The sequence below is a fragment of the Bradyrhizobium sp. 1 genome, from assembly GCF_023073315.1.
Taxonomy (GTDB): Bacteria; Pseudomonadota; Alphaproteobacteria; order Rhizobiales; family Xanthobacteraceae; genus Bradyrhizobium.
The window spans coordinates 924,733-951,174 of record NZ_JADPJH010000033.1; the positions used below are offsets into that span (position 1 = coordinate 924,733).

The 26,442-nt window shown below is 64.0% G+C and carries 33 protein-coding genes, 1 pseudogene and 1 riboswitch; of the genes and pseudogenes, 18 read left to right on the forward strand and 16 right to left on the reverse strand.

Annotation, left to right across the window (positions count from 1 at the left end):
* Positions 1-5: 5 nt before the first annotated feature.
* Positions 6-2,684, reverse strand: a complete 2,679-nt coding sequence (gene alaS, locus IVB29_RS29480) for an alanine--tRNA ligase (protein WP_247506888.1) — start codon at positions 2,682-2,684, stop codon at positions 6-8.
* Between the two features lie 233 nt (positions 2,685-2,917).
* Positions 2,918-3,008: riboswitch (glycine riboswitch) on the forward strand.
* Positions 3,009-3,150: 142 nt separating this feature from the next.
* Here alaS and gcvT point away from each other — a divergent pair.
* From gcvT to gcvP, 3 genes are read left to right on the forward strand one after another with little or no spacing between them, the layout of a single operon-like run.
* On the forward strand, positions 3,151-4,299 hold the full coding sequence (gene gcvT / locus IVB29_RS29485; RefSeq protein WP_247506889.1) for a glycine cleavage system aminomethyltransferase GcvT: 1,149 nt from the start codon (positions 3,151-3,153) through the stop codon (positions 4,297-4,299).
* 9 nt (positions 4,300-4,308) lie between these two features.
* Positions 4,309-4,677 (forward strand): glycine cleavage system protein GcvH, encoded by a 369-nt coding sequence (gene gcvH, locus IVB29_RS29490; protein ID WP_247506890.1) that lies wholly within the window; start codon positions 4,309-4,311, stop codon positions 4,675-4,677.
* Between the two features lie 17 nt (positions 4,678-4,694).
* Positions 4,695-7,562, forward strand: coding sequence for an aminomethyl-transferring glycine dehydrogenase (gene gcvP / locus IVB29_RS29495; RefSeq protein ID WP_247506891.1), 2,868 nt, complete (start codon positions 4,695-4,697; stop codon positions 7,560-7,562).
* A gap of 219 nt (positions 7,563-7,781) precedes the next feature.
* Here the strand turns inward: gcvP and IVB29_RS29500 are convergent, their stop codons facing one another.
* From IVB29_RS29500 to recA, 3 genes are all read right to left on the reverse strand, one after another.
* On the reverse strand, positions 7,782-8,657 hold the full coding sequence (locus tag IVB29_RS29500) for a hypothetical protein (protein WP_247506892.1): 876 nt from the start codon (positions 8,655-8,657) through the stop codon (positions 7,782-7,784).
* 60 nt (positions 8,658-8,717) lie between these two features.
* Complete coding sequence (locus tag IVB29_RS29505; RefSeq protein ID WP_247506893.1) at positions 8,718-9,707, reverse strand: hypothetical protein; 990 nt, start codon at positions 9,705-9,707, stop codon at positions 8,718-8,720.
* 104 nt (positions 9,708-9,811) lie between these two features.
* Positions 9,812-10,900, reverse strand: coding sequence for a recombinase RecA (gene recA, locus IVB29_RS29510; protein WP_092028156.1), 1,089 nt, complete (start codon positions 10,898-10,900; stop codon positions 9,812-9,814).
* Positions 10,901-11,159: 259 nt separating this feature from the next.
* On the opposite strand from recA, the gene IVB29_RS29515 reads away from it, so the two are divergent.
* Complete coding sequence (locus IVB29_RS29515; protein ID WP_247506894.1) at positions 11,160-11,357, forward strand: hypothetical protein; 198 nt, start codon at positions 11,160-11,162, stop codon at positions 11,355-11,357.
* A 149-nt stretch (positions 11,358-11,506) separates the two neighbouring features.
* On the opposite strand, the gene IVB29_RS29520 is transcribed toward IVB29_RS29515, so the two are convergent.
* Complete coding sequence (locus tag IVB29_RS29520) at positions 11,507-11,671, reverse strand: hypothetical protein (protein ID WP_247506895.1); 165 nt, start codon at positions 11,669-11,671, stop codon at positions 11,507-11,509.
* Positions 11,672-11,928: 257 nt separating this feature from the next.
* Here IVB29_RS29520 and IVB29_RS29525 point away from each other — a divergent pair, with 257 nt between their 5' ends.
* On the forward strand, positions 11,929-12,105 hold the full coding sequence (locus IVB29_RS29525) for a hypothetical protein (RefSeq protein ID WP_177196107.1): 177 nt from the start codon (positions 11,929-11,931) through the stop codon (positions 12,103-12,105).
* A gap of 389 nt (positions 12,106-12,494) precedes the next feature.
* Positions 12,495-12,698, forward strand: a complete 204-nt coding sequence (locus IVB29_RS29530) for a hypothetical protein (protein WP_247506896.1) — start codon at positions 12,495-12,497, stop codon at positions 12,696-12,698.
* Between the two features lie 22 nt (positions 12,699-12,720).
* Here the strand turns inward: IVB29_RS29530 and IVB29_RS29535 are convergent, their stop codons facing one another.
* Positions 12,721-12,933: a hypothetical protein gene (locus IVB29_RS29535; RefSeq protein ID WP_247506897.1), complete on the reverse strand. Its 213-nt coding sequence runs from the start codon at positions 12,931-12,933 to the stop codon at positions 12,721-12,723.
* Between the two features lie 200 nt (positions 12,934-13,133).
* Between IVB29_RS29535 and IVB29_RS29540 the strand changes: the two genes are divergently transcribed.
* Both IVB29_RS29540 and IVB29_RS29545 read left to right on the forward strand, forming a co-directional pair.
* Positions 13,134-13,334, forward strand: a complete 201-nt coding sequence (locus tag IVB29_RS29540) for a hypothetical protein (protein ID WP_247506898.1) — start codon at positions 13,134-13,136, stop codon at positions 13,332-13,334.
* Positions 13,335-13,480: 146 nt separating this feature from the next.
* On the forward strand, positions 13,481-13,663 hold the full coding sequence (locus tag IVB29_RS29545) for a hypothetical protein (RefSeq protein ID WP_247507014.1): 183 nt from the start codon (positions 13,481-13,483) through the stop codon (positions 13,661-13,663).
* A 779-nt stretch (positions 13,664-14,442) separates the two neighbouring features.
* Here the strand turns inward: IVB29_RS29545 and IVB29_RS29550 are convergent.
* Positions 14,443-14,682: a DUF2798 domain-containing protein gene (locus IVB29_RS29550; RefSeq protein WP_247506899.1), complete on the reverse strand. Its 240-nt coding sequence runs from the start codon at positions 14,680-14,682 to the stop codon at positions 14,443-14,445.
* A gap of 450 nt (positions 14,683-15,132) precedes the next feature.
* Here IVB29_RS29550 and IVB29_RS29555 point away from each other — a divergent pair, with 450 nt between their 5' ends.
* Positions 15,133-15,321 carry a hypothetical protein gene (locus tag IVB29_RS29555; protein ID WP_247507011.1) on the forward strand — a complete coding sequence of 63 codons (189 nt, stop codon included), beginning with the start codon at positions 15,133-15,135 and terminating at the stop codon, positions 15,319-15,321.
* A gap of 38 nt (positions 15,322-15,359) precedes the next feature.
* On the opposite strand, the gene IVB29_RS29560 is transcribed toward IVB29_RS29555, so the two are convergent.
* Together IVB29_RS29560 and IVB29_RS29565 are read right to left on the reverse strand one after the other, a co-directional pair.
* Entirely contained in the window at positions 15,360-15,614 is a 255-nt protein-coding gene (locus IVB29_RS29560) for a hypothetical protein (RefSeq protein WP_247506900.1), read from the reverse strand.
* 103 nt (positions 15,615-15,717) lie between these two features.
* On the reverse strand, positions 15,718-16,014 hold the full coding sequence (locus IVB29_RS29565; protein ID WP_247507012.1) for a hypothetical protein: 297 nt from the start codon (positions 16,012-16,014) through the stop codon (positions 15,718-15,720).
* A 378-nt stretch (positions 16,015-16,392) separates the two neighbouring features.
* On the opposite strand from IVB29_RS29565, the gene IVB29_RS29570 reads away from it, so the two are divergent.
* Positions 16,393-16,857 (forward strand): PaaI family thioesterase, encoded by a 465-nt coding sequence (locus IVB29_RS29570; protein WP_247506901.1) that lies wholly within the window; start codon positions 16,393-16,395, stop codon positions 16,855-16,857.
* A 119-nt stretch (positions 16,858-16,976) separates the two neighbouring features.
* Here the strand turns inward: IVB29_RS29570 and IVB29_RS29575 are convergent, their stop codons facing one another.
* Positions 16,977-17,270 carry an HdeA/HdeB family chaperone gene (locus IVB29_RS29575; RefSeq protein ID WP_247506902.1) on the reverse strand — a complete coding sequence of 98 codons (294 nt, stop codon included), beginning with the start codon at positions 17,268-17,270 and terminating at the stop codon, positions 16,977-16,979.
* 181 nt (positions 17,271-17,451) lie between these two features.
* Between IVB29_RS29575 and IVB29_RS29580 the strand changes: the two genes are divergently transcribed.
* Positions 17,452-17,694 (forward strand): PilZ domain-containing protein, encoded by a 243-nt coding sequence (locus IVB29_RS29580; protein WP_247506903.1) that lies wholly within the window; start codon positions 17,452-17,454, stop codon positions 17,692-17,694.
* Positions 17,695-17,740: 46 nt separating this feature from the next.
* On the opposite strand, the gene IVB29_RS29585 is transcribed toward IVB29_RS29580, so the two are convergent.
* Both IVB29_RS29585 and IVB29_RS29590 read right to left on the reverse strand, forming a co-directional pair.
* Complete coding sequence (locus IVB29_RS29585) at positions 17,741-19,792, reverse strand: pyrroloquinoline quinone-dependent dehydrogenase (protein ID WP_247506904.1); 2,052 nt, start codon at positions 19,790-19,792, stop codon at positions 17,741-17,743.
* Between the two features lies 1 nt (position 19,793).
* Entirely contained in the window at positions 19,794-20,027 is a 234-nt protein-coding gene (locus tag IVB29_RS29590; RefSeq protein WP_247506905.1) for a hypothetical protein, read from the reverse strand.
* Positions 20,028-20,195: 168 nt separating this feature from the next.
* On the opposite strand from IVB29_RS29590, the gene IVB29_RS29595 reads away from it, so the two are divergent.
* The 5 genes and pseudogenes from IVB29_RS29595 (at position 20,196) to IVB29_RS29610 (ending at position 22,181) form a co-directional block, all read left to right on the forward strand.
* Positions 20,196-20,600 (forward strand): hypothetical protein, encoded by a 405-nt coding sequence (locus tag IVB29_RS29595; protein ID WP_247506906.1) that lies wholly within the window; start codon positions 20,196-20,198, stop codon positions 20,598-20,600.
* A 121-nt stretch (positions 20,601-20,721) separates the two neighbouring features.
* Positions 20,722-20,815: pseudogene (locus IVB29_RS38585) on the forward strand (Ada metal-binding domain-containing protein); the annotation flags it as partial.
* 153 nt (positions 20,816-20,968) lie between these two features.
* Positions 20,969-21,247 (forward strand): helix-turn-helix domain-containing protein, encoded by a 279-nt coding sequence (locus tag IVB29_RS38590; RefSeq protein ID WP_346731314.1) that lies wholly within the window; start codon positions 20,969-20,971, stop codon positions 21,245-21,247.
* 142 nt (positions 21,248-21,389) lie between these two features.
* Positions 21,390-21,734 (forward strand): PaaI family thioesterase, encoded by a 345-nt coding sequence (locus IVB29_RS29605; RefSeq protein WP_247506907.1) that lies wholly within the window; start codon positions 21,390-21,392, stop codon positions 21,732-21,734.
* A 117-nt stretch (positions 21,735-21,851) separates the two neighbouring features.
* Complete coding sequence (locus tag IVB29_RS29610) at positions 21,852-22,181, forward strand: hypothetical protein (RefSeq protein WP_247506908.1); 330 nt, start codon at positions 21,852-21,854, stop codon at positions 22,179-22,181.
* Positions 22,182-22,237: 56 nt separating this feature from the next.
* Here IVB29_RS29610 and IVB29_RS29615 read toward each other — a convergent pair whose 3' ends face one another.
* Positions 22,238-22,705 carry a DUF6691 family protein gene (locus IVB29_RS29615; protein ID WP_247506909.1) on the reverse strand — a complete coding sequence of 156 codons (468 nt, stop codon included), beginning with the start codon at positions 22,703-22,705 and terminating at the stop codon, positions 22,238-22,240.
* Between the two features lie 4 nt (positions 22,706-22,709).
* Positions 22,710-23,138, reverse strand: coding sequence for a YeeE/YedE family protein (locus IVB29_RS29620; RefSeq protein WP_247506910.1), 429 nt, complete (start codon positions 23,136-23,138; stop codon positions 22,710-22,712).
* A gap of 188 nt (positions 23,139-23,326) precedes the next feature.
* Here IVB29_RS29620 and IVB29_RS29625 point away from each other — a divergent pair, with 188 nt between their 5' ends.
* Entirely contained in the window at positions 23,327-24,526 is a 1,200-nt protein-coding gene (locus IVB29_RS29625) for a GNAT family N-acetyltransferase (protein WP_247506911.1), read from the forward strand.
* Here the strand turns inward: IVB29_RS29625 and IVB29_RS29630 are convergent.
* Positions 24,504-25,169: a DsbA family oxidoreductase gene (locus tag IVB29_RS29630; RefSeq protein WP_247506912.1), complete on the reverse strand. Its 666-nt coding sequence runs from the start codon at positions 25,167-25,169 to the stop codon at positions 24,504-24,506. The two genes, IVB29_RS29625 and IVB29_RS29630, sit on opposite strands and share 23 nt — an antisense overlap.
* Positions 25,170-25,248: 79 nt before the next feature.
* Positions 25,249-26,070, reverse strand: a complete 822-nt coding sequence (locus IVB29_RS29635) for a helix-turn-helix transcriptional regulator (RefSeq protein ID WP_247506914.1) — start codon at positions 26,068-26,070, stop codon at positions 25,249-25,251.
* Positions 26,071-26,171: 101 nt separating this feature from the next.
* On the opposite strand from IVB29_RS29635, the gene IVB29_RS29640 reads away from it, so the two are divergent.
* Positions 26,172-26,402 (forward strand): hypothetical protein, encoded by a 231-nt coding sequence (locus IVB29_RS29640; protein ID WP_247506915.1) that lies wholly within the window; start codon positions 26,172-26,174, stop codon positions 26,400-26,402.
* Positions 26,403-26,442: the final 40 nt, after the last annotated feature.

Consider the following 26,442-nt stretch of genomic DNA (forward strand, 5'->3'; position numbering starts at 1 on the left):
GCCGTTTACGCAGCCCCCATCGCTTTTTCGATCGCCGCGAGCGCGTCGGCCGCCTTGGCGCCATCGGGGCCGCCGGCCTGCGCCATGTCGGGACGGCCGCCGCCGCCCTTGCCGCCGAGCGCTTCGGAGGCGATCTTGACCAGATTGACCGCGTTGAAGCGCGCGGTCAGGTCCGCGGTGACGCCGACCACGACGCCGGCTTTGCCATCCTCGGTGACGCCGACGATGGCGACGACGCCGGAGCCGATCTGCTTCTTGCCGTCATCCGCGAGGCTCTTGAGATCCTTCATCTCGATGCCTTCGACCGCGCGCGCCATCAGCTTGACGTCGCCGATTTCGCGCAGGCCGGTGGCCGCGCCATTGCTGGCCGCGGCACCGCCGCCCATCGCGAGCTTCTTGCGGGCGTCGGAGAGTTCGCGCTCGAGCTTCTTGCGCTCGTCCATCAGCGCGGTGATGCGCGCGGGGACGTCGTCGATGGAGGTGCGAAGCTCATGGGCCGCAGTCTTCGCCAGCGCCATGGTCTCGTTGGCGTGTTTTCGCGCGTAGTTCCCGGTCAGCGCCTCGATGCGGCGGACGCCCGAGGCGACCGCGCTCTCGCCGGTCAGCGTGATCAGGCCGATGTCGCCGGTGCGCCTCACATGCGTGCCGCCGCAGAGCTCGACCGACCAGCCGAGCGCGTTGGTGCCGCGCTCACGCGCGGTGCGGCCCATCGAAACGACGCGGACCTCGTCGCCGTATTTCTCGCCGAACAGCGCACGCGCCCCGGCCTCACGGGCTTCATCGACGCCCATCACGCGCGTCGTGACCTCGTCGTTCTCCAGCACCACGTTGTTGGCGATGTCCTCGACGCGGGCAAGCTCTTCCGGCGTGATCGGCTTCTGATGCACGAAGTCGAAGCGCAGACGGTCGGGCGCGACCATCGAGCCGCGCTGGGCGATGTGATCGCCGAGCACCTGGCGCAGCGCCTCGTGAATGAGATGCGTCGCCGAATGATGCGCGCGGATCGAGGAGCGCCGCGAATGATCGACCTCGAGCTGCAGCGCGGTGCCGAGCTTCAGCTCGCCGCTCTCCACGTTGCCGACGTGAACGAAGAAATCACCGAGCTTCTTCTGGGTGTCGGTGACGCGGAATTTGATGCCGCCCTCCCCTAGCAACACGCCGGTGTCGCCGACCTGGCCGCCGGACTCCGCGTAGAACGGCGTCTGGTTCAGCACGATCGCCCCCAGCTCGCCGGCCTTGAGGCTGGGGGCTTCCTTGCCGTCCTTCACCAGCGCGGTCACCACGCCCTCGGCGCTCTCGGTCTCGTAGCCCAAAAATTCAGTGGCCCCGAGCTTCTCACGCAGCGGGAACCAGATCGCTTCGGAGGCAGCTTCGCCAGAGCCCTTCCAGGATTCGCGCGCCTTGGCCTTCTGGCGCTCCATTGCGTCGGTGAACGAGGCCTGATCGACGCCGATGCCGCGCGACTTCAGCGCGTCCTGCGTCAGGTCCAGCGGGAAGCCGTAGGTGTCGTACAGCGTGAAGGCGACATCGCCGTCGAACATGTCGCCCTTCTTCAAGGACGCGCTCTTCTCGTCGAGGATAGAGAGGCCGCGCACCAGCGTCTTGCGAAAACGTGTCTCTTCCAGCCGCAGCGTTTCCTCGATCAAATTCTCCGCACGCATCAAATCCGGGTAGGCCTGGCCCATCTCGCGCACCAGCGCCCACACGAGGCGATGCATCAGCGGCTCCTTGGCCCCGAGCAGCTGCGCATGGCGCATCGCGCGGCGCATGATCCGGCGCAGCACGTAGCCGCGGCCCTCGTTCGAGGGCAGCACGCCATCCGCGACCAGGAAGGCCGAGGAACGCAGATGGTCGGCGATGACGCGGAACGAGGCCACGGTCTGCTCATCCGGCCCGCTACCGAGTGCGGACGCGGTCGCATCGATCAGATGACGGAACAGATCGGTCTCGAACACGCTGTCGACGCCCTGCATGACGCTGGCCATGCGCTCGAGGCCCATGCCGGTGTCGATCGAGGGACGCGGCAGATCCACGCGCTCCTCCTTCGTCACCTGCTCGTATTGCATGAACACGAGATTCCAGAATTCGAGGAAGCGGTCGCCGTCCTCTTCCGGTGAGCCCGGAGGTCCGCCCCAGATGTGATCGCCGCGATCGATGAAAATCTCCGAGCACGGGCCGCACGGGCCGGTGTCGCCCATCGCCCAGAAATTGTCCGAGGTCGGGATGCGGATGATGCGGTCGTCGGAGAAGCCGGCGATCTTCTTCCAGAGCCCGGCCGCCTCGTCGTCGGTGTGATAGACGGTGACGAGCAGCTTGTCTTTCTTCAGCCCGTACTCTTTGGTGATCAGCTTCCAGGCAAGCTCAATCGCGCGCTCCTTGAAATAGTCGCCGAACGAGAAGTTGCCGAGCATTTCGAAGAAGGTGAGATGGCGCGCGGTGTAGCCGACGTTGTCGAGGTCGTTGTGCTTGCCGCCGGCGCGCACGCATTTCTGCGACGTGGTGGCGCGCTGATACGGCCGCTTCTCGACCCCGGTGAAGACGTTCTTGAACTGCACCATGCCGGCATTGGTGAACATCAATGTCGGGTCGTTGCGCGGCACCAATGGCGAGGACGACACGATCTCGTGGCCGTTCTCGGCAAAGAAGTTCAGAAAGGTCGACCTGATCTCGTTGACGCCGCTCATGTTCATCCAATCGGGTGTGCTTGGACCCGCCATACGCCATCCAAACCGCGAGTTTGAGCTGTTATCTGCGGGCCACAGCGCTTTTAGACAAGGCCAGCTTCGCTGTCCAGAAACTGTGCAAGCAGATCAAAGCGTTGCCGCAGGCGCGCAATCCCGTTGCAATCCCTTTGGAAAGCCGCAAAGCCCGCGTTGACAGGCTTGGCCGCCCTGTGGTCTGTACCCATCTGTATCGTACGGCCACGTCGGGAGAGACCGGCTTTGGGTAGCCGGCGCCGAAGGAGCAACCGCCCCGGAAACTCTCAGGCAAAAGGACCGCGTGGCTTTGACAGCATCTGGAAAGAGGCGCCGGCGGACTTAGGTCCGGACAGCGTCCGCCGACGGGATAATACTCTCAGGCACAGCGACAGATGGGGCTTCGGGTGGTGTCCGCGGGGAATTGTCCCCGGGAACCGCCGAGGGCCCTGTGATGCTTTCGCGCGACGACCAAGATTCCCTGAAAAAGACCCCGCTCCACGCGCTGCACGTGTCGCTCGGCGGCAAGATGGTGCCGTTTGCGGGCTATGACATGCCGGTTCAATACCCGGCCGGCGTCCTGAAAGAGCACCTTCATACCCGCAACGCCGCCGGCCTGTTCGACGTCTCCCATATGGGCCAACTCGCGCTCCGGCCGAAGTCGGGCAAGGTCGAGGACGCCGCCCGCGCGCTGGAGCGGCTGGTGCCGCAGGACATCGTGGCGATTGCACCGGGCCGCCAGCGCTACGCCCAGTTCACCAATGCGGATGGCGGCATTCTCGACGATTTGATGGTCGCCAATTTCGGCGATCATTTGTTCCTGGTCGTCAATGCCGCCTGCAAGGACCAGGACGAGGCGCATCTGCGCGCGAATCTCTCCGGCGACTGCGTCATCGAGCAGCTCTCCGACCGCGCGCTGATCGCGCTGCAGGGCCCGAAGGCGGAATCGGCGCTGGCGAAATTATGTGCAGAGGTATCAGCCATGAAGTTCATGGATGCCGGTCCGCACAAGGTTGCCGGCCTCGCCTGTTTCGTTTCGCGATCGGGCTACACCGGCGAGGACGGCTTTGAGATTTCGGTCCCCGCGGCCGACGCCGAGCGTCTCGCGAAGACGCTGCTCGACAATCCTGACGTGATGCCGATCGGCTTGGGGGCCCGCGACAGCCTGCGGCTGGAAGCCGGGCTCTGTCTCTACGGCCACGACATCGACACGGTGACCACGCCGGTCGAAGCCGCGCTGGAATGGTCGGTGCAAAAGAGCCGCCGCAGCGGTGGCGCGCGCGCCGGCGGTTTTCCCGGCGCGGAGAATATCCTCGCTCATTTCGATCACGGTGCGGCCCGCCGCCGCGTCGGCCTGCTCGCCCAGGGCCGTGCGCCCGTGCGCGAAGGCGCACTGCTGTTTGCCGATAGCACGGGCGGCGAGCCGATCGGCAAGGTCACATCGGGCGGTTTCGGCCCGAGCCTGAATGCGCCGGTCGCGATGGGCTATGTACCCACCTCTCTCGCCGCGCTCGACACAAAAATCTTCGCCGAGGTGCGCGGGCAATTTCTGCCGCTCACCGTCGCCGCCATGCCTTTCGTGAAAAACACCTACAAACGCTGAGGATCGCAAATGACCACGACGCTGTACACCTCCGACCATGAATGGCTCGCCATCGACGGCGACGTCGCCACCGTCGGCATCACCGACTACGCGCAGTCGCAGCTCGGCGACGTCGTGTTCGTGGAGCTGCCCAAGCTCGGCCGAATCCTGAAGAAGGCGGAAGCCGCGGCCGTCGTGGAATCGGTGAAGGCCGCCTCCGACGTCTACGCGCCCGTGACCGGCGAGGTGCTCGAGACCAACCCCGAGCTCGCGAGCGAGCCCGCGCTGGTGAATTCGGATGCGCAGGGCGCAGCCTGGTTCTTCAAGATCAGGATCGCCGACAAGAGCGAGCTCGGCGGCCTCATGGATGAAGCCGCGTACAAGGCACATACGGCTTAAGGACGATGGAGCAAGCGATGACCGCGCACCGTAAATCCAGCGGCGACACCGCCGCCACTTTCGTTCGCCGCCACATCGGCCCCTCCGCGCGCGATGTCACCGCCATGCTCGAGGCCGTCGGCGCTAAAAGCGTCGACGCGCTGATGGCGGAGACGCTGCCGGCCTCGATCCGGCAGACCACGCCACTGGATCTCGGCAAGCCGCTCAGCGAGACCGAAGCGATCGCGCATATGGCCGAGCTTGCCGCGCAGAACCAGGTCTTCACCTCGCTGATCGGCCAAGGCTATTCCGGCACGATTTTGCCCGCGGTGATCCAGCGCAACATTTTGGAAAACCCGGCCTGGTACACGGCCTATACGCCCTACCAGCCCGAGATCAGCCAGGGCCGGCTGGAGGCGCTGCTTAATTTCCAGACCATGATCTGCGACCTCACCGGGCTCGACGTCGCCAACGCCTCGCTGCTCGATGAAGCAACGGCTGCTGCCGAAGCGATGGCGCTCGCGGAGCGGCACTCGCGGGTTGAAGCAAAGGCCTTCTTCGTCGACAAGGACGTGCATCCGCAGACGCTGGCCGTGATGCGCACCCGCGCCGAGCCGCTCGGCTGGACCCTGATCGTCGGCGATCCCCTCACCGATCTCGCGAAATGTGACGTGCTCGGCGCGCTGCTGCAATATCCGGGCTCTTCGGGCGCGGTGCGTGACCTCAGGCCCGCGATCGCAACGCTCAAGGCCAAGGGCGCGCTGGCGATCGTTGCCGCCGATCTGCTGGCGTTGACGCTGCTCGCCTCGCCCGGCGAACTCGGCGCCGACATCGCGATCGGCTCGGCGCAGCGTTTTGGCGTGCCGATGGGCTATGGCGGACCGCACGCGGCCTATATGGCGGTGCGCGATGCGCTGAAACGCTCGCTGCCCGGCCGCATCGTCGGCCTCTCCGTGGATTCGCGCGGGATGCCCGCCTATCGCCTCGCGCTGCAGACCCGCGAGCAGCACATCCGCCGCGAGAAGGCGACCTCCAACATCTGCACCGCGCAGGTGCTGCTCGCCGTGATCGCCTCGATGTACGCCGTCTATCACGGCCCCGAGGGCCTCGCGCAGATCGCGCGCAATGTGCATCGCCGCGCCGCCGTGCTGGCAGCGGGCTTGCGCAAGCTAGGCTTTGCGTTGAGTTCCGAGAACTTCTTCGACACGCTCAGCGTCGATGCCGGTGCCAAGCGCGCCGAGATCGTCGCGCGCGCCGCCGCCGCGACAATCAATCTCGGCATCGGTGAGACCTCGCTCCGCATCGCGCTCGACGAGACCACGACGCCAGCGACGGTCGAGGCCGTCTGGCGCGCCTTCGGCGGTACGCTTGCCTATGCCGAGATCGACGCGACCACGCGCGAGGCGCTGCCGGAAGCGTTGAAGCGCGGCACGCCCTTCCTTACCCATCCGGTGTTCCACGCGCATCGCTCGGAGACCGAGATGCTGCGTTACATGCGCAAGCTCAGCGATCGCGACCTCGCGCTCGACCGCGCCATGATCCCGCTCGGCTCGTGCACCATGAAGCTGAACGCGACCACCGAGATGATGCCGCTGACCTGGCCGGAATTCGGGTCCTTGCACCCGTTCGCCCCGCGCGAGCAGGCGGAGGGCTATTACGCGCTGTTCGCGCGGCTGGAAAAATGGCTGTGCGACATCACCGGCTATGACGCGATCTCGCTGCAGCCGAATTCGGGCGCGCAGGGCGAATATGCCGGGCTGCTCGCGATCCGCGGCTATCACGCCGCGCGCGGAGAGACGCATCGCAAAATCTGCCTGATCCCCTCCTCCGCCCACGGCACCAACCCGGCCTCGGCCGCGATGGTCGGCATGGAGGTGGTGGTGGTCGCCTGCGAGGCCAACGGCGACGTCGACGTCAACGATCTCCGCGCCAAGGCGGAAAAGCATTCGAACGATCTCGCAGCCGTGATGATCACCTATCCCTCGACGCATGGCGTGTTCGAGGAGCACATTCGCGATATCTGCGACATCGTCCATGGCCATGGCGGCCAGGTGTATCTCGACGGCGCCAACCTCAACGCGCAGGTCGGTCTCTCCAGGCCCGGCGATTACGGCGCCGATGTCAGCCATCTCAATCTGCACAAGACCTTCTGCATCCCGCATGGCGGCGGCGGCCCCGGCATGGGTCCGATCGGCGTCAAGGCGCATCTCGCGCCGTTTCTCCCCGGCCACCCCGGCACTCACGCCGATGCGCCAGTCGGCCCGGTCTCGGCCGCACCGTTCGGCTCGGCGTCGATCCTGACCATCTCCTACATCTACATCCTGATGATGGGTGGCGACGGCCTGAAGCGCGCGACCGAGATCGCGATTCTCAACGCCAACTACATCGCAGCGCGCCTCGATGCGCATTTCCCGGTGCTGTACAAGAACGCCAAGGGACGCGTCGCGCATGAGTGCATCGTCGATCCCCGTCCGCTGAAAACGACGAGCGGCGTCACCGTCGACGACATCGCAAAGCGCCTGATCGATTACGGCTTCCACGCGCCCACCATGAGTTTTCCGGTGCCGGGCACGCTCATGATCGAGCCAACCGAATCGGAATCGAAAGCGGAGCTGGATCGCTTTTGCGATGCCATGATCGCGATCCGGAAAGAAATCGCCGAGGTCGAGGCCGGCCGCTTCGAGATCGCGGCGTCACCGCTCCGTCACGCCCCGCACACCGTGCACGACATCGCGGATGACGATTGGAAGCGCGCCTATACCCGTGCCGAAGGCTGCTTCCCCGCGGGCACCTCACGCACCGACAAATACTGGTGCCCGGTCGGACGCGTCGACAATGTCTATGGCGACCGCAATCTGGTGTGCTCCTGCCCGCCGTTGAGCGATTATGCGGAGGCTGCGGAGTAAGATGCGACGGAGGTTTCGTAGGGTGGGCAAAGCGAAGCGTGCCCACCACCTTTGTCTGAGTTGAGATATGGTGGGCACGGCGCTCGCGCGCCTTTGCCCACCCTACGGCACTGAACGCATGTAAGGCGCCACCAGCGAGCGCGTCTCGCGATCCCAACGCCACAGTCGCTCGTTGGTCAGTTCAGTGCCACCCCACCAACGCTTGATCAGGTTGTGGCGCTACATGTCATCTTCACGAGCGACAAGGGAACGCCCGAGTTCGGTGAGCGTGACATTCCACTCGCTCCTGCCGAAGTAGCGGTCCTCATTGTCGAACGACGGATCGCCCAACAGGATTGGCGCCACGGAATGCTCCCCCAGTTCGAGTAAGGCATCACGCGCTTCGTGTTCTTCGAGTACATTGCGAAGCCACCTCGCCTCTTCGACGCGCCTCGGGTCGGTCTGCCCGTCGTTCACATAGTCCAGCAAATCCATTTCGCTGGCACCGAGTCCGGTGATGCTGTCCGGAAGTTCTTCGAACACCGCAATGAGCGCCGATCGAAGTCTCGGAAAGATCATCAGATCCGTCATCAGCAGATCGAAACAGGGTTTTGGCGTTTCAGCCCGATAGGCGCGCCAGGCGCGGCTTGCCATCACCAAGTGATTGTCGGCGACCTTGAAGGCCGGCAACTTCCATTTTGCGACGGACTCCGCAGCATAGTCCGCAACAGAGTCGTCCGCATACACGAGGCTCAGCTTCGTCGTGATCTCCCTGTAGGGACGAAGCAGGTCGAGCAGCCAGACAAGCACGAGCTGATCGTTCGACAAAGTATCAACCCATATTTCGATCGAGTCGAACTTTGCACATAGCTCGAACAAACCGATATCGCGCGTCCCGAAACCGTCCAGCGCACCGCAACCGGCGGCGTCCAGCCAGTGATCGCCTGGATTGCTATGTTTCGTCGATCGCCGCTCCAGCCCCATCAAGAGCTGCTCCTCGGAGGCCAATTTCCCCCGGACGAAGCGTGGGAAGAAGCCAACCGCAACATTCGCAATAAGGGACTGGCGAAGCGTGTCTGTCGCACGATCGTTCGTTGCCAGGATCAAATGTGACAAGGTGACCTTCTCAGTCAAACGACAACATGAAAATCAGGAATGCTATCAGCAGCCCTCACATTAGGTCGGAGCGATCAACGAGCGGGTCTCGGGGTCCCACCGCCAGAGTCGCTCGTTGGTCAGGTGAGTGCCGCCCCACCAGCGTTTGATCGGATTGTGGCGGCGGAAATCGTCGCGACCTTCCAGGACCGCTTTGCCAAAATCGGTCAGCGACAGCCGGCTTCGGCGAAAGGCGGCGTTACGACCTCGCGCGTTGTCTGGGTCGAGTGTCGCCAGCTTGCCGTCAAGTCCCGCGACCGCCGGCATCGGGCCGAGCGCAAGCCCCTCCAGCAACGGGCCCAACTCCCACTGATCAAACACACGCGTGCCGGGCGCATTCGGCCGAAACAGCTCAGCGGTACGGCTGTGTCCACTTGCAATCAGATCGAGGAGTTGTAGCTCGGTTGCGCCTAGCCCCGTTGTTGGGGACGGCAGCTCTGCGAACAGGACTTCCAAGGCCGGTTGCAGGAAGGACAGTCTGCCGAGTTGCCTGCCAAGCAATCCGAAACAAAGCTCGGGCGTCGACGCGCGATAGGCTTCCCAGGCGATACTGGCGATCTCAAGGTCGTTGTCCGAGATATCCAGCTTTCCCACAGCGCGCTGACGAAGCTCCCTCGGATCCGCCCCGCGCAGCTCGAAATCGACGCATCGCAATCTCAGACTCGCTGTGATGGACGGCTCAGAACGCAGGTAGTCGAGGATCCAGATCAACTGCAGCTGGCTGTTTGGTTCAGGATCGAACCACAGCTCGATGAGCTCGACACCGTAAGTCTCACAGAACCGGAGTAATGCATCTTCCCGATCCGCCCGATAGACATAGGGCAATTGGCGGACGCAATCAGACCAGCAAATGTCTCCGGAGGTATCGCGTCCGCGGAGATAGCGATTGAGGTGCATAGCCGACGGAAGTGGCCCCGAAACGAAGCGAAAGATCAGCGGGACGACCATATCGGCGCGGTTCGCATGGGCAAGACCAATGCCGGACGAACTGGTCAGGATCACACGCCTCATCGCGGACGCGCCCCATCCCACGCAAAACGAAACGGGCGCCGAAGACGTCGGCAACTCAACATCCTCAGCGCCCGCTCCTCGCGAAAAACTCTCCGCGTTAAGGCTTACTCGTCCCCCGGCTCCTCGCCGTCAGCGTCACGCTCGGGGCTGCCGGCGAGAATCTGCTCGGCGATCAGGCCGGAGTTCTGGCGGATCGAGGTTTCGATCTTGGCGGTGATATCAGGGTTGGCCTTCAGGAACGCTTTCGAGTTCTCGCGGCCCTGGCCGAGACGCTGGCTGTCGTAGGAGAACCAGGCGCCGGATTTTTCGACGATGCCGGCCTTGACGCCGAGATCGAGGATCTCGCCCATCTTGGAGACGCCCTCGCCGTACATGATGTCGAACTCGACCTGCTTGAAGGGCGGCGCCAGCTTGTTCTTGACCACCTTGACGCGCGTGGTGTTGCCGACCACTTCGTCGCGCTCCTTGATCGCGCCGATGCGGCGGATGTCGAGACGAATGGAGGCATAGAACTTCAGCGCATTGCCGCCGGTGGTGGTTTCCGGCGAGCCGTACATCACACCGATCTTCATACGGATCTGGTTGATGAAGATCACCATGGTGTTGGACTTGTTGATGGAGGCCGTGAGCTTGCGCAGCGCCTGGCTCATCAGACGGGCCTGCAGACCCGGCAGCGCGTCGCCCATCTCGCCCTCGAGTTCGGCCTTCGGCACCAGCGCCGCAACCGAATCGATCACCAGCACGTCCACCGCGCCCGAGCGCACCAGCGTGTCGCAGATTTCCAGCGCCTGCTCGCCGGTGTCGGGCTGGGAGATCAGGAGTTCGTCGATATTGACACCGAGCTTGCGGGCATAGACCGGGTCGAGCGCGTGCTCGGCGTCGATGAAGGCGCAGATGCCGCCCTTCTTCTGCCCTTCCGCCACCGTGTGCAGCGCCAGCGTGGTCTTGCCCGAGGATTCCGGCCCGTAGATTTCCACGACGCGCCCCTTCGGCAGGCCGCCGATCCCGAGCGCAATATCAAGCCCCAGCGAGCCCGAGGAGATCGCCTCGACATCCATCGAGCGGTCGTTCTTGCCGAGCTTCATCACCGAGCCCTTGCCGAACTGGCGCTCGATCTGGGAGAGCGCGGCGGCCAGAGCTTTACTCTTGTCCATGGAAGATCCTTCGACGATACGCAGGGCAGTGGTGGACATCGGGTCGTGCTCCTTATGGCGAGGATTCGGGTGCGGGACAAACGATTGGCGCGGCGGGTCGTCGATAAAGGCAATGTACCCTATTTGTTCTAGGTTCGCAATATGTTCTTTTGCGGATTTGGGTATTGGCCGGTTTCCGACCTCAGTGGCCTAGTTTTGAAAATCACAGTGGCCGGATTTGATTGCGTTCAGAATTGGACAGAGGGAACTCCGCGGCCGTTTTTAGAATTATACGGGCCGAAGAAAATGGAGGACCGCCATGGAGCGACGCCGGTTCAAGCAAACCCTGTCTCTTGAGGAGCGACTTGCCCAGGAAGCCGAACGACTAAGGGAGGAAGCCAAGAAGCTCCCGCACGGCCATGAGCGCGAAATACTGATCCGCAAAGCTCGCCAAGCCGAGACCTGCTCTCACATGAGCGAGTGGCTTAGATCGCCCGGACTACAACCGCCCGAATAGAACCTGAGCGTCCCTGGATCCCTGATGGTGAAGAGGGACGAACTTGAAGCCTTCATTGAACGGGCGAAAATCGATCATCCAAATCCTCAACCCGGCTCGATCACAATGCACATTCCGGAGGTTCCGGGATATCCAGGAATGAGGCGGACTCAATCGCTGTAGCTGGCCGGCTCTTTCACTTTCCCCGATCCGCCGCATTTCGGGCAGGGGCGAAAGTCGTTCTTTTCGCCCAGGCGAACCGGCTTCATGCTTCGGTCCTGGCCCGTCGCGTCGCACTCGGGGCAGTCGCGCTCTACTTCCACTTGGTCGGTCATGCGCACCTCTGCGGCGGATTGGCGGACGAAGCCGAACTGCCTCAATCTACTTCTGCGGGTGTCCTAATTAGGGCATGACCCGGAGTTGGGCTGCCTCCTGCCCCGATTTGAAGAATTGCGTTCTGTTTCCCGGGTCCTGCGGAAGGGCGGCCTGTCCATGCTCTCAGATCCGGGCTTGCCTTTTAATGCTACGATATGTAACGCTTATATCCGTAGCGCTACAAGACGAGCCATTTTGAACAACCTCTGGAGGAGACATGAAGTCGGTTCTCAAATTTGCTCTGGCACTCGCCATCTTCGCCGGCTCGCTGGCGCAGGCATCGGCGGCTCCGATCACGGAGTGTGCTCCGAAGCTCAAGATCACCAAGCGGTGGCAGCTGCACGACGGCTGCCATAGCCGCTACGCGCAGATGCGCGGCAGGCCCTGCCACTAAGGCATGATCCGGACCCTAGGGGCCGCATCAGCGCAAGTGCGACGCGGTTCTCCGAGAGGATCATATGCAAACAACGACCTGAAGCGCGATGACGATTGATCCCGATCGCATCGCGCTTTGGCCGGACGCGATTCCAGGATGATGAGGCCGCCTCGTTACGAGTTTGTGAATATCGTCATTTGCTGGAGGTGCCCATATTTTGCAGATGATCATGAACGCCCTCAAGCTAGCCGCGACTGCCGGGCTCGTATTCGTAGCCGGCGGGGCATGGCCCTCTCCCCGCTACGGCGCGGCACTCTCCATCGGCCTGTGCATCATGGCCGCTGTCGTTCTTCACTTCGTCGCGCCCTGAAGACCAAACGAGTGGAATTGCCGGGAGGACATCGATCATGAGAGCGAGACTGTTGATCGCGGTGGCCGTTGCCATCGGGCTCGTGGCCACCAGCCTCAATGCCGGCGCGAACGAAGCGGCACCTGACGCCATCAAGTCGCGGCCCGCCGCCGCCGATGCGCAGAAATATCGGCCGAAGCACGGATGTTTCGGCACCGGCACGCGGGACGCCGCCGGGAATGCGCAAATGGTCTGCCGCTGAACCGCAGCAGGCAAAGACCGCCTCAACTGGCGGACGACTGAATCTTCGCGTCACCCAGGATCAGCAACGCCAGCGGCGCCAGGGGGCCGACGGCTATTGCGGCCCAGAGCCAAGTCTTCGACGACCTGTTGCGCTCACGTGCCATCGCGCCGGCGAGCGGGATCGATCCAGTCGCGATGATGACGAACAGCCAATAGCCCATGGCCATCTCCGATGCGGCGCGCAACGATAGCATGGCAGCAGCCCACGCTGCTCACCCTCCGCAAAAAGTGAGGTCGTCTGGTCGGCCGCCGCACTCGCGTGTGTGCACAAATGGACAGACCGGATCCGTCAGTCGGGAGCTTAATGGGCCATCACCGCACGGACCGTGGCTGCTACCGGTGATGAGAACGCCGATCGCGCTCCCGCTTTCCACGGATGGATAAGGAGTACACCATGCTCAAACGGCGGCGTTTCAAGCAAAAGCTGACCCTTCAGGATCGGCTCTCGGCATGGGTGAAACAGGTCCAGGAGCAGGCTTCAAAGCTTCCCGCAGGTCCCGAGCGGGACGCCCTGCTCAAGAAGGCCCGTCAGGCCGACGTAGCCAATCATCTGCACGACTGGGCCAAGTCTCCCGGGCTTCAACCGCCGAATTAGTCGCGCTGGCTTGCCTCGCAGCGCGCTTGTTCGCCTGAAGCTGACGTGCATCAAAGACGCGCAGCCCGCTCGCCGTCATAATTCCGCAATCCTGCGGCATCGAACCTTCCGCGGTGTGCGGACTTCTTTTGGGTTCGAGCGCAACAATGGGGACCTTGGCCGTGACGGAAAACACGCAGCATGATGCTACCAGGCGCAATCCTCTGCTCGAGGCGGCGCACGAGGAGATGATCAAGTTCGAGCGGAAGGAGAACGAGTTCCGCAAGAAGGATCGTCAGGAGCGTGCCGCCGAGCTCCATTTGCCGCTGGACGCGATCAAGGTTCATTAGGATCGGGATCAGCTTCGGGCGGAGCGAGGGCTCCGGCGGTAGGGCGGACAGCCCATACGCCGTCGTTGCGCGCGGTAAAGGTATCTAAATACTACTTATAAGTCACTGATCCGACAGCGAAATCCTGCAGCTTCCTACTGTGCATGGGGTTGTTTTCCCGTTTTTGATGGCGCGCCGGTGGTCCCTGGCGCCCCACCCTCAAGGCGCGCGCTCATCCGCCGGATGCCGGCCCGTACGGGCCTACAGCAGCGCCAGCAGCGCTATTCCGATCACCAGGACCACGAAGCCAGCCGCCGTCGCGGCGGCGAATGACCGCTCGACCTTATCCATGATGCCACCCCGCTGTCGGCGCGCCACGTTTCCCCCATGGCTGCGCCTGACGGCGTGGAATCTCGCCGAGGGGTGTGGCTCCAGTTGTGCGATCGGATGGCCGAATTGGGACGGGTGCGGGGCCAGTCTGCGGCCACGCGGGCTTGAGCTTTCGGCGCGGCCGTCAGGCGAGTGTAAGCCTGCTCCTCTAATGTTGCGTTGTCCGGTGGACCAACACCGGGCCTCCATACCCAGCCGACGACCCCGCTCCGCCACGAGCGGGGTTTTCTGTTTTGCGGGCATCGACGCGCGCCGGTCCGGACCGGATCTGCCGGCTTTGTCAGGCTGTCGTAAGCTCGGCCCGCTAGGGTCGTTTGGCTATGGTGTTGCAGCCCAGCACCTCAGCCTCCAATAACCTTCGCCCCGCTTGGCTCTCCCCAAGCGGGGTTTTTTCATGCCGGCCGGAGGCCTCACGCGCCCCGCTCCTCCCGCGTCAGCCGCAGCGAGAAGGCGCGGATTGCGGGCGCCGCCAGCAGCACCACGGGCAGCATCGCAGCCCATGCGATCAGCCACGTCACCATCCAGTGCCGCACGAACAGCATGGCACCATCAGCGGGCAAGCTGGCGATTCCGGCTGCGATCAGCGAGGTCAGTCCGGACTGGATCACGCCGAAAACGAAATGACTGTAGCGGCGGGGAATGCCGAGCATGATGCACCCGTGTTGCTTGCCGTGGTCGGGTCAAGCAAGGCACATGCCGTGACGTTCATCGCGACGGCGTTGTGCCGGGAGCCGCGGGCGCTCGATCAGTGCCGCGAGTTCCGTGCACATGCAAAAGTGGCAATGAGGACAAGTCGCCTGTTCTTTCTGAATGGCGGAACCCGTCAGGCAGCGACACGGGACGACCAAACGCTCCGTGGTTCTCCGACCATGAACAGAGTTCCTCAGCCGCGCCCGATCGCATCCGCGCAAGGTCTGATGGTCCCACGCTACCTTGCGGAGGCCGCATCTTTCGGAATCCGATTTCGTTTGTTTCGGAGCGCGCGCGCTTTCAAGATTTCCGTGAACTATCCAAGGCTTACCAGCAGATTTTGCTTGTCCCCGGAATATTTAGACGCCCAACGTGTTCCTGTGATCGAGGGTGAATCGTGGGAGGTGACCATGAATCACAGGGGCGTTGAGTTCACCGTCGCCAAGACGGCAATTCCTGGTATCTGGCAGTGGCAGTTCCGCATCGGCGAGCAGCTCAAGAGCGGCAAGACCGAGACCAAGATTGATCTCCTGGCAATCCGGCGGGTGCAGCTGCGTATCGATCGGGAACTGAAGGCCGTCGGGCGCAAGATGGCCTGAGAGCGGCCGTGTTCCGCATCGTCGCCGGCGGCGGGCGGCTAATCCGCGCTGGGCAACCGCCGCATGGTGAATTCGATGTCGCCGCCCGGCAGCTCGCGCCAAGTCTCGACCGCGCTCATATAGCCGGCCTTGGGATAGCGGGTGAAGAAGGCCTGCGCCCTCGCCCGCGCCGCCGCGCGCGGCAGGGTGAAGGTCTCGCGCAGATAACCATCGTCGCTGCGCATCGCCGGCTTGTCGCCGATCTTGCGCCGGCGCGCCATCCGCTCGGCAAGATCCCGCGGACGATCGGCCATGACCTCCCTCCTCTACGCAACAACTACCGACAATGTAGGGAGCGGGCCGGACGAAGAGGAGTCCCGGCCGGAGGCGTCAACCGCCTCCGCTCGGGCGGCAGGATCAATTCGCGGTCGCGCCGGACTTCTTCTTCGGCACGCTGGAGGCAGTCGATGCCTTCGGCGCGGCCTGCTTCGGCGGCGGATCGGAGCGCATGCCGCCCCAGGGATCGTTGGACGCCTTGGCGTCGGGGATCTTCTTCAGCGTTTCCTTGTAGGCCTTATCGCGCTCGACATCGGCGGCCTTCTCCTCGGGGGTCTTGCCCGGCCCTTCCTGCAGCAAATTGATATTGGGCATTTGCGCGTAGGCCGGTCCCGCCAGCACGGCCAGCAGCACCGCCGCCATACGGAAAAGCTTCATCATGCACTCCTCGATCATCCACAGGGGGCGGATCAACCGCGCCCCGTCATTCCTGTCAACGGCTTGTCTGTCAACGGCCCGTTCAGGGCCGAATGCCGCGCTAGAGCCGGTCCGATCTGCACGATTTCGGGGCGTGCAGCCAATCGTCCCAGATCGGGCCGCATCGGGTGCACCCGTTCAGCACCAGGCCGAGCGCCACCAGCCAAAACATGAGGACATACCGACGCAACATCGCCCACCTGCTCCCAAGCATGGCATCATATCGGGCCAAGTCAGGCATTTTCAAGCCGACCGGACCGCTCCAGGCCGGGTGACTTTGCCGCGCCGATCCGCGCAGAATGGCCGAAATATCCGGCAACAAGGGAGGACACACCAGCAATGCCATCGCAGCCAGAAGCCGAGTTCGGCATCATCGATGCCAGACGCATCCTCGGCGAGGTCTTTGCGCCCTGGGTCCAGGATCTCAACCTCTCGGTCGAACGCATCGAGCACGTACAGCCTGCGGATGCGCCGGACTGGCAGCCGGGCGCGCTGCTGCGCATGCCGTTCTCGGAGCGGCTGTGCCGCAACGGCGGCGTGGTCTGCGGCCAGGCACTGATGGCGCTCGCCGACACCGCGATGGTGATCGCGAACCTTGCCGCCAGCCGTGGCTACCGTCCGATGACCACGGTCGACCAGACCACGCATTTCATGCGCGCGGTCTCCTCCTCGGACGTGCTTGCGGATGCTCGCGTGGTGCGGCTCGGGCGCACCATGAGCTTCGGCCGCGTCACGCTGCTCTCGGCGTCCGACAACAAGCAGGTGGCGATGGTGTCGAGCGCATTCGCGATGCTGCCGGGGTGAGCATCGCCCGAAAAGCAGAGAGCCGCGTGAGCGCAAAAGCGCTCCGCGGCTCTCGATCACATCGGATCAAGGCAACATGCTGAGGCGCGATTACTATCGCACGTCAGGAGTTGCGCAGATCACTTGCCGAGCACTTCGTCGGCTGCGGTGACAATGCTGACGTTCGGATTGGTGCCGCAATAGGTGCCGAACTTCTTGGCGTTGTCGACGAACACGTCGGTGTCGATGATCGCGTTGTCCTCGTCGCCCTTGTACCAGCCGTCCATCCAGGTCAGCACCATCTTGATGGTGTCGTCGCCGCTCTCGAGGAATTGCTTGCAGCTCATGGTCGCGAGATCGAGCTTGGTGGCGTGGGCGGGCATGGACGACAGCGAGAGCGCTGCAGCGAACAAGATCGAAAGCTTGGTCTTCATCGGAATCTCCATCGGCGCGTAAGGCCATAAAAGAAAGATTTATCAGGAAAGTCGGCGGGTGACTCACCGCTCCAACGTCGTAAACGAAGTCTGAAGCGCAGTGCAAGTAGCGCCAGTATTGAGTTTATTTCAACGTAATTTCTATGCACTACTTCACAATCGTCGTTATGGATTAATGCCGATGATCGAGAAGCGTGCAGCGCCGCGTCACCGTATTTTCAAGGGTGGAACGCTCACCTTTGAAAATCGCGGAATCGCGTGCACGGTACGAAACATATCGGAAAGCGGCGCTGCAATCGACCTCGATGCTCCCGTCGCATTGCCGCAATCATTCACGCTCTCGATCGCGCGCGACAATTTCGAGCGGAATTGCCGCGCCGTTTGGCGCAGCGACAGGCGCATCGGATTAGCTTTCGTACAGTAGTACATAGCGTGTGAATGTCTGTTCGCATGGCGCGCGCGATGCGGTGTCATGCTCGCGTGATACGATTTCGGCGACGCCAGCGCAGGCCCGCGATCACGAGCGCGATGATCGCGAGCACGATCGCCGACGATGTCGCAAAGAACCGTCCGCCCGGACGATCGATCGTGCGTGACCACAGCGAGGGCCCCTCGCCGGGCCGCGCCAGGCGAAACGCAACGACGCTGTCGCCGATCGAGGTGCCGACCTCGGAGTGACCGCCGGCGCCGATCGCGACATATTGCTCGCCCTTCCAGAGATAGGTCATGGGATTGGCGACGCCTGGCACCGGCAGCCGGCCCTGCCACAGCTCTCTTCCGTTGCGCGCATCGAAGGCGCGCAAATAAGCATCCATCGCACCAGTGAAGACGATACCGCCCGCGGTGACCGCGAGCCCGTTGACGAGCGGCGCGCCCCAGGGCAGCGGCAGGCCGAGCGGCGCCAGATCCTCGGTGGTGCCGACCGTCGAACGCCAGAGAATCTTGCCGGCCTTCAGATCGACCGCGACCATCTCGCCCCATGGCGGCTTGTTACAAAGAAACCCGAGCGGCGACATCGCCACCGCGCGCGACATCGCGAACGGCGCGCCCGTCTGCTGGCCAAAATCATGACCAGGCGGCGGATTGAATCCGGCAGCTTCCGCGCGCGGGATCAGCTTGATGAGATGAACGGCGCGGCCGGTGTTAGCGTAGAGGATCTGGTTGACCGGATCGAACGCCGCGCTGCCCCAGTTCACGCCGCCGCCGGTGAAGGGAAACTCCAACGTCCCCCCCTGTACTGAAGGCGGCGTGAACAGGCCCTCATTGCGCGCCTCCGCGAACTGGCGCTCGCAGAACGAACGGCGCAAGCCCGGCAGCAGCGAGAGCGCATCCTCAGTCGAGATTTTCTGCGACGTCAGCGCCGGAACATGCGTCGGGAACGGCTGCGTCGGCGACAGTTGTTCGCCTTCTGCGCCGCCTTGCGGCACCGCGCGCTCTTCCACCGGCCACACCGGCTTGCCGGTGTCGCGATCGAGCACGAAGACAAAGCCCTGCTTGGTCGGCTGAATCACGACGTCGCGCTGACCGTCCCCGGTGTCGATGCGCGCCAGGGTCGGCTGCGCCGGCAAATCGTAATCCCAGACGTCGTGATGCACGGTCTGGAAGGCCCATGCGATCTCGCCGGTCTCGATGCGCAGCGCGACCACCGAATTGGCGTGCTCGTTATTGCCCGGCCGCTTGCCGCCCCAAAAATCCGGCGACGGCGAGGACGTCGGCAGGAAAACCAGCCCGCGCGCCTCGTCGACCGACATCGGCGCCCAGACATTGGCGTGACCGGCCTCGATGCCGTCGCGCTTGAGCGGCTCGAAGGTCCAGCGCGTTTGACCAGTGCGCGCGTCGAACGCGCGCACCACGCCGCTCGGCGCGTCGACGCGGCGGTTGTCGCCAATGGACGAGCCGACCACGACGACACCACGGCCGACAGCCGGCGGCGAGGTGATCTGGAATTCGCCCGGCCATTCGAGCTTCATGCCGATCTCAAGCTTGATCTCGCCGCCCTTGCCGAAATCGGCACAGGGACTTCCCGTCTTCGCATCGAGCGCGATCAGGCGGACGTCGTTGGTGCCCATGAAGATGCGCGACCGGCAGGCGGCGTTCGCGGGCGCCGCGTCATCGCCCCACCAGGTGACACCGCGGCAGACATAGCGATTGGCGGGACGCTGATTGGTCGCGATCTTCGGATCGTAGCGCCATTTCTGCGCACCCGTGCCGGGATCGAGCGCGATCACCTCGTTGAAAGGCGAGCAGAAGATCAGGCTGTCCTCGACGAACAGCGGCGTCGCCTGGAATTTGGTTCGCCGCATCACTTCGAGCGAGCGCGCGGTGAGATCGCCGGTGTGATATTCGAAGGCGCGGACGAGTTGGCCGACATTGTCGGGCGAGATCTGTTGCAATGGCGAGAAGCGCGAGCCGCCGGCATCGCCGCCCCAACTTTCCCAAGCGGAGCATGGCCGCACTGCAAACAACAGAAGCCCAGCGAGTGCGGCCGGAATTCGCAGGCCGGTCCGCAACGCCCGTCTCACTCTATTTTGGTTTCTTGGCTGGCTCGCTTGGACGGGCTCCGCTCCAGGGATCGTACTTCTCCTTGGGTTCCGGAATGCGCTCGAGCGCGGCCTTATAGGCCTTTTCATCGACCTTGGGCTTGTTGTCCGCCTTGGGGCCCTCATTGCCCTGGCGCTTAGCGCCGGCGCCCATCTGCGCCTGCGCCGACCCAGCTGCCAGCGCCAACACCGCAGCCGCTATGACCAAAATCCTCATTGGCGCAATTCCCCTCATCTGGGGTACAAACTAGCCTGCAATCCCGTAATAGCAAATGCCGCGGGTTCCAGGCCTTCTGGATATCTTGCGCTCAGCAAATCTTGATCAGCCCGGACTTCGTCGGATCGCATTCGTGCCTATCTGTTGGCCCGCAGGGGACCTTCACGGATGTTGCGGATTATTGCCCATGTGACGCTGCTGGCCGGCGCGCTTGCGCTTGGGGCCTGCGGCTTTGCCGACAGCCGCGCGCCCGTGCCCGAGTTCATGCGCATCAAGGAAGCCGAGCAGCCGCCGCACGAGCCGCCCCCCGACGTCAAGCGCGTGGTGCGCGAGCAGATCGATAGCGTCTTCCTCAACACGTCCTATCCGCGCGAGGTGCATGTCGCTTCGCCGCATCGCGAGGTGCGCGGACCGGGCTGGACAGCCTGCGTCCGCGCGCAGCTCACCTCGGCAACCGGCTCTTCGCTCGGCCCCCAGACCTATGTCGTGACCATCAACGGCGGAAAGGTCGTCGATCGCCGCCGCGCGGAGGCTGACGACATCTGCGGCACGGAAAGTTATGAGCCGATCTAGCTCGGTCGTTTTCAGACGTGGTCATCAGACCGGACTCGCACCGCAAAGGTCCGGCCAGTATAGCGAGGCCATGCCAGAGTTCGACGCACGATACGAAGCCCTTCGCCGCCGTGACGCAGCAATGGACGGCATCGTGTTCGTCGCGGTGAAGACGACCGGAATCTACTGCCGCCCTGTCTGTCCAGCAAAAACTCCGCTCGCGCGTTGCATTCGATCGAAGCGCCGCCGCTGCCGAGCAGGCCGGCTTCCGCCCCTGCCTCAGATGTCGTCCAGAAACCGCCCCGTTCTGTCCAGCGTGGAAGGGCACACGGACAACGGTTGAACGTGCGCTCGCCTTCATCGAAGCCGGAGAGCTGGATCGCAGCAGCGTGGATCGGCTAGCCGAACGACTGGGAGTCGGTACGCGTCATCTGACGCGCTTGTTCGCCCGGCATCTCGACGCATCCCCGCTGCAAGTGGCCCTCTCGCTCCGTGTGCAGCGCGCCAAGCGGCTGCTTGACACCAGCGATCTTCCGATCGCGGCCGTGGCGGAACGCTCCGGCTTTTCAAGCGTGCGACGTATGAGCACGGCGTTCGCGCAACTCTACGGTCGTCCGCCTTCGGCATTCCGAAAAAGAAGCTGCGAGCGCAGGTTCGCGGTCGGCTGAGCAACAACGAGGACATCAATGGCCAGCAGGATCTACGGAACAGTTGATGCCGAACGTCAGAACCAGATGAGCGGGCTCGAATTCGTCCAGGGCCTTGCAGCTGGAACACTCCCCCTCAACACGATCGCGCAGACCCTCGGCTATGACGTGGGAAGCCGAGAGCGGCCGTGTCGTCGTCGCGCTCGTGCCCACCGGCGCTCACCTCAATCCGGCAGGCACGGTGCATGGCGGCCTCACGGCCACCTTGCTCGACAGTTGCATGGGTTTGGCAATCCAATCGACGCTTGACAAGGGAATCGGCCAGACAACGCTCGAGTTCAAGATCTCGCTGCTGCGGCCGATCACGCCGGAGACAGGCCCGATCACGGCCGAAGGCAGGGTCCTGAATTGCGGCCGTCGCATTGGAACGGCCGACGGACGCGTGACAGATGCCAAGGGCCGATTGCTTGCCCATGGCACGACGACGTGCCTCATCTTCCCGACGTGAGACGAGAGGAACAAACCGCGGCATGCGAGCGGTTCCGGGAAAAACCTGTAAGTCGCCCGGAACGATCCCCGCCTCCCCTTCTTGTTACCGCCGAGGGCAGTTTCGGAGGAGGACAGGATGAGGAATTTTACGATTGCACTGCTGGCTGGCGTCGGCGCCCTCGCGGCGGCGAGCGGCGCAAAGGCCGCCGATATCTACACGACCAGCGAATACGCCAACCCCGCGCTCGTTCAGCAAGTCCGGCTCGTGTGCGATGATGCCGGCAATTGCTATCGCACCCGCGGAGGCGCGCGCGTGATCGTGCGCGACTCCTATAATTCGATGCCGCGCGAGCGATATTACGAGCGCCGCAGCTATCGCGACTGGGACGATGGTCCGCGTGGCGGCGTCGGCATTCGCGCACCGGGCGTCAGCGTAGGCGTCGGTGTCGGCGGCGACCGCTGGTAGTCGATGAAACCATGAGAGACGGGACCGGACGAGACAGCTCGTCCGGTCCCGTTCCGTCAGGTCTCGAGCGGATCGGCCGGCGTGACGATGCACGTTGACGACGGGAGCTGCGCGATGAAGCGCGCGAGCACCATGCCGGCGCACATCGCGGCGACGAAGATGAAGGCCGAGGTCGAGCCGAATCCGAGCGCGGTCAGCGCCGGTCCGGGACAGAAGCCGGCCAATCCCCAGCCGATGCCGAAGATGGCGGGACCAACGATAATCTTGGGATCGATGTCCGTTCGCGTCGGGACGTAGAAGCGTTCGGCGAAGGACGGCCGCGCGAGTTTCAGGACGCGCCTGAATCCGATGAAGGTCACTGCGACCGCGCCGGCCATGACGAAGGCAAGGCTGGCGTCCCACGTCCCTGCCGGAATGCCGCCGACGTCGAGAAAGTTCAGCACCTTGGCCGGATTCGACATGCCCGAGACGATGAGGCCGAGGCCGAAGATCAGGCCGATCGCAAATTGAATGAGAATCGCCATCGGCTCAGCTCCAGTGCCGCATCACGAAGACCGTGGCGACGCCCGCCGCCATGAAGGTGATGGTCGCGACCAGCGAGCGCACCGACAGCCGCGACAGGCCGCAGACGCCATGGCCGGATGTGCAGCCGCTGCCCCACACCGCGCCGAAACCGGTGAGCAATCCGGCGACGATCAGCACCGGCGTTGGCGCAGCGATCGTTTGCGCCGGCAGGCTTCCTGTGACGAGGCGGACCAATAGGGGCGCGGCGATCAGGCCTGCGACGAAGGCGAGCCGGCCGGCGAGTTCGCGGTCCTCATAGGGGGGAAACAGCCGCGCCGCGATGCCGCTGACACCGGCGATCCGCCCCGTCGCCCACATCAGCAGCACGGCGGACAGGCCGATCAGCGCGCCACCGAGGAGCGAAGTCATCGGCGTAAAAGGTGTGACGATCATCGTGATCCTCCGGGTCGAGAGCTATTCTTGCGTATCCATCGAGGCATCCGGCCGCCTGTCGCCCGCATGCTCAATGAGACGTTAATAATACCACTGGAATTGAAGCGGCGTCCCAACGGTATTTTCCAATCTTTGCGCTAAGCATGACCATGTAACACGGGCTCAGCCCGCGTGAACGGGGACGGGACGTGGTCGACATCGCGCATCAGGCAGCGATCAATCCGGCATCTGCAAAAGATGCCGCGATGGCGCGCGCGCTCGTCCCGCTCGCAGCGATCGACCCCGGCCAATGGCGCGCGCTCGCGCAGCGGGCGATCGAGCCGAACGGATATTACCTGCCCGCCTGGGAACTCGCCGTCAGCGCCACCGCGCGCGGCCGCACCGATGCCTCGGCGCTGCCCGCATTCGACGGATCTTCGAAGCGGTTGATCGGGCTGATGCCGGTAATCTCGCTCTGGCAGGCCCTGAAGATCCCCCTGCCCGCGCTGGTCAGCGCGCATCCCTATGGCACGCTGTGCAGCCCACTGATCGACCGTGACGCCCCGATCGAGGCGGCCGCACGCCTGTTGCAGCAGGCGCGCGAGGCCGGCGCGCATGCGCTCGTGCTGAACGACGTCGCACTCGACGGCGCAGCGATGAATGCGCTCAAAGAAGTTCTCAATCGCGACGGCCTGAAGCCCCGCGTTCTCTCTTCCTACGTCCGCGCCAGCCTCGATGCGACGCAAGACGGCGAGACGATGCTCCGCAATGCGCTCGGCACCAAGAAGCTCAAGGAGCTGCGCCGCCAGCGCCATCGCCTCCAAGAGCACGGCCCCGTCGTGTTCGAAATCGCGCGCAAGCCGGACGACATCAGGCCAGCGCTCGAAACATTTTTGCAGCTCGAAGCCAGCGGCTGGAAGGGCAAGCGCGGCACCGCGTTGATCCAGCATGCGGGCGACGCGACCTTCATCCGGCGCGCCGTTCCGGCGCTGGCAGACACGGCGCAATGCGAGATCATCACGCTTCGCGCCGGCACGACGCCGGTCGCCGCCGGCATCGTGCTGCGCCATCAGGACCGCGCGTTCTTCTTCAAGCTCGGCATCGACGAACGCTTCGCGAGATATTCGCCGGGCACGCAGCTCACGCTCGATCTCACCCGTCACCTCTGTGCCGATCCGGCCATTGCGAGTGCGGATTCCACCGCGAGCGCCGACCACCCCATGATCAATCCGATCTGGCGCGGACGCATTGCCATCGGCGACGTGCTGATTCCGCTGCGGCGGAACGATCCGGTTGTGGCTTTGATTCACGGAGCCCTGGTCAGCCTCAACGTCGCGCGCGAGGCCGCGCGACGTGTGGCGCACCGCCTCCGCAAGTCAGGGAAAGCTACTCCGCCGCCTGTGCGTTGATCTCCGCCGAGACCTCACGAATGGCGCGTGCGAGCATGTTCGGATCCTGCGCGCCGGAGACGGCGTATTTCTGCGCGAACACGTAGGTCGGCACGCCGGAGATGCCCTTCTCGGCGGCCTCTTGCGCGTCAGCCGACACGCGCGCGACTTCCTCGTCGGAGGCAAGGCGTTTGCGCACATCGTCGGCATCGAGGCCCACATCGGCCGCCGCCTGCACCAGCACGTTCACATCCGTCAGATCGCCGCCGTCCCGGAAGTACAGCTCCATCAGGCGCTGCTTCATCTCGGGCGCCTTGCCGATCGCCTCGGCCCAGAAGATCAGACGATGGCAGTCGGTCGTGTTGGGCTGGCGCGCGACCAGCTCCGGCTTGTAGACGAGGCCCTCCTCGCCCGCGGCCGCAACGACGCGTCCCGCAATGCCCTTATAGGCTTCGACCGAGCCGAACTTCTGGGTGAGATAGGCCTCGCGGCTGATACCCTCGCGCGGCACCCAGGGATTGAGGAAGAACGGGCGGAAATTCAGCTTGACGGGAACGTCGGGCACCAGCGCCAGCGCGCTTTCGATGCGATGTTTGCCGATATAGCACCACGGACACACCACGTCGGAGACGACGTCGATCTGGAGCGGTTTCAGCGTGCTCATGAGCGCCTCCTTCGGGCGGTTTGGGTTTGACCCAAGATAAGCCGAACGCGCCCCGAGGCAAGTGCGCCCGATGAGGGTGCTAGGCCATGGCCGCCGCCGTCTGCTTCAACCATTCGGATGTGCGCTCGTCGGCCGGAAAGAACGTCTCCAGCGCCAGCTCCGACAGGGTGATGTCCACGGGCGTGCCGAACACCATGGTGGTGGAGAAGAAACTGAGTATCTCCCCGTCATGCCGCAGCTTGAAGGGGATCGCGACATTGTCGCTCGACAGCGGCGCTGAGCGCGCCGGGATGGGGTAGCTTTTGAGATCGTTGTACAGCTTGATCAGCTCAGGATCGGCGGTCGCCTCGCATTGGCGGTGCAGCCGCTCCAGCAGATGCCCGCACCATTCCGCAAGATTGACCGTACGCGGCGCCAGCGCCTCGGGATGGAAGGCGAGCCTGAGCACGTTGAAGGGCTGGCCGAGCAGACGCTGCGGGATGCCGTCGAGCAGCGGCGCCACCATGCGGTTGGCGGAGACCAGGTTCCAGTGGCGGTCATAGGCCAGCGCCGGATTGGGCTCGTGCGCTTTGAGAACGAGGTCGATCGCCTGGCGGGCTGATTTCAAGGCGGGATCCTCCAGCCGACGCTGCGGAAACGCGGGCGCGTAGCCGGCGGCGACCAGCAGCACGTTGCGTTCGCGCAAGGGCACATCGAGACGCTCGGCAAGCCGCAGCACCATGTCGCGCGAGGGCGCGGCGCGGCCGGTCTCGACGAAGCTTAAGTGCCGCGCGGAGATCTCGGCATCGCCCGCGAGATCGAGCTGGCTCATGCGGCGGCGCTGCCGCCATTCGCGCAAATGGTCGCCGATATGGACCGGCTGGCTGGGCTCAGTGCGTGCCGTGGATGCATGTGCGTTCATGGTCGAAAACCTAGCACGCGGATTTCAGCGCTTCCATTACGTCTGAGGTAATCGAATTGGGCCCGCGACGCGCGCATCTTCGGTCGCAACAGGAGATGACCATGATCGCGCTGCTGCTCTACCGGACCGTCGCAGACCACATCGCACCCTGGGCCATGGCATTCGCAACCCGGGTGCTGGCGCGCAGCCTCAACATGCCCGAGCCGCTGGTGCATTCGACCGGCAACTATGTCGTCGCGCAGGTCACAGCCTTCGAGCACGGCGTCGGCAGGAGCCTCTGCCCGTTCCGCCTCGCACGCCTGCTCCGCGTCTGGTGGCGCGGACTGCAATGACCTTTCACCTCGAGCCCACCCCAACCATGGAGACCCCACG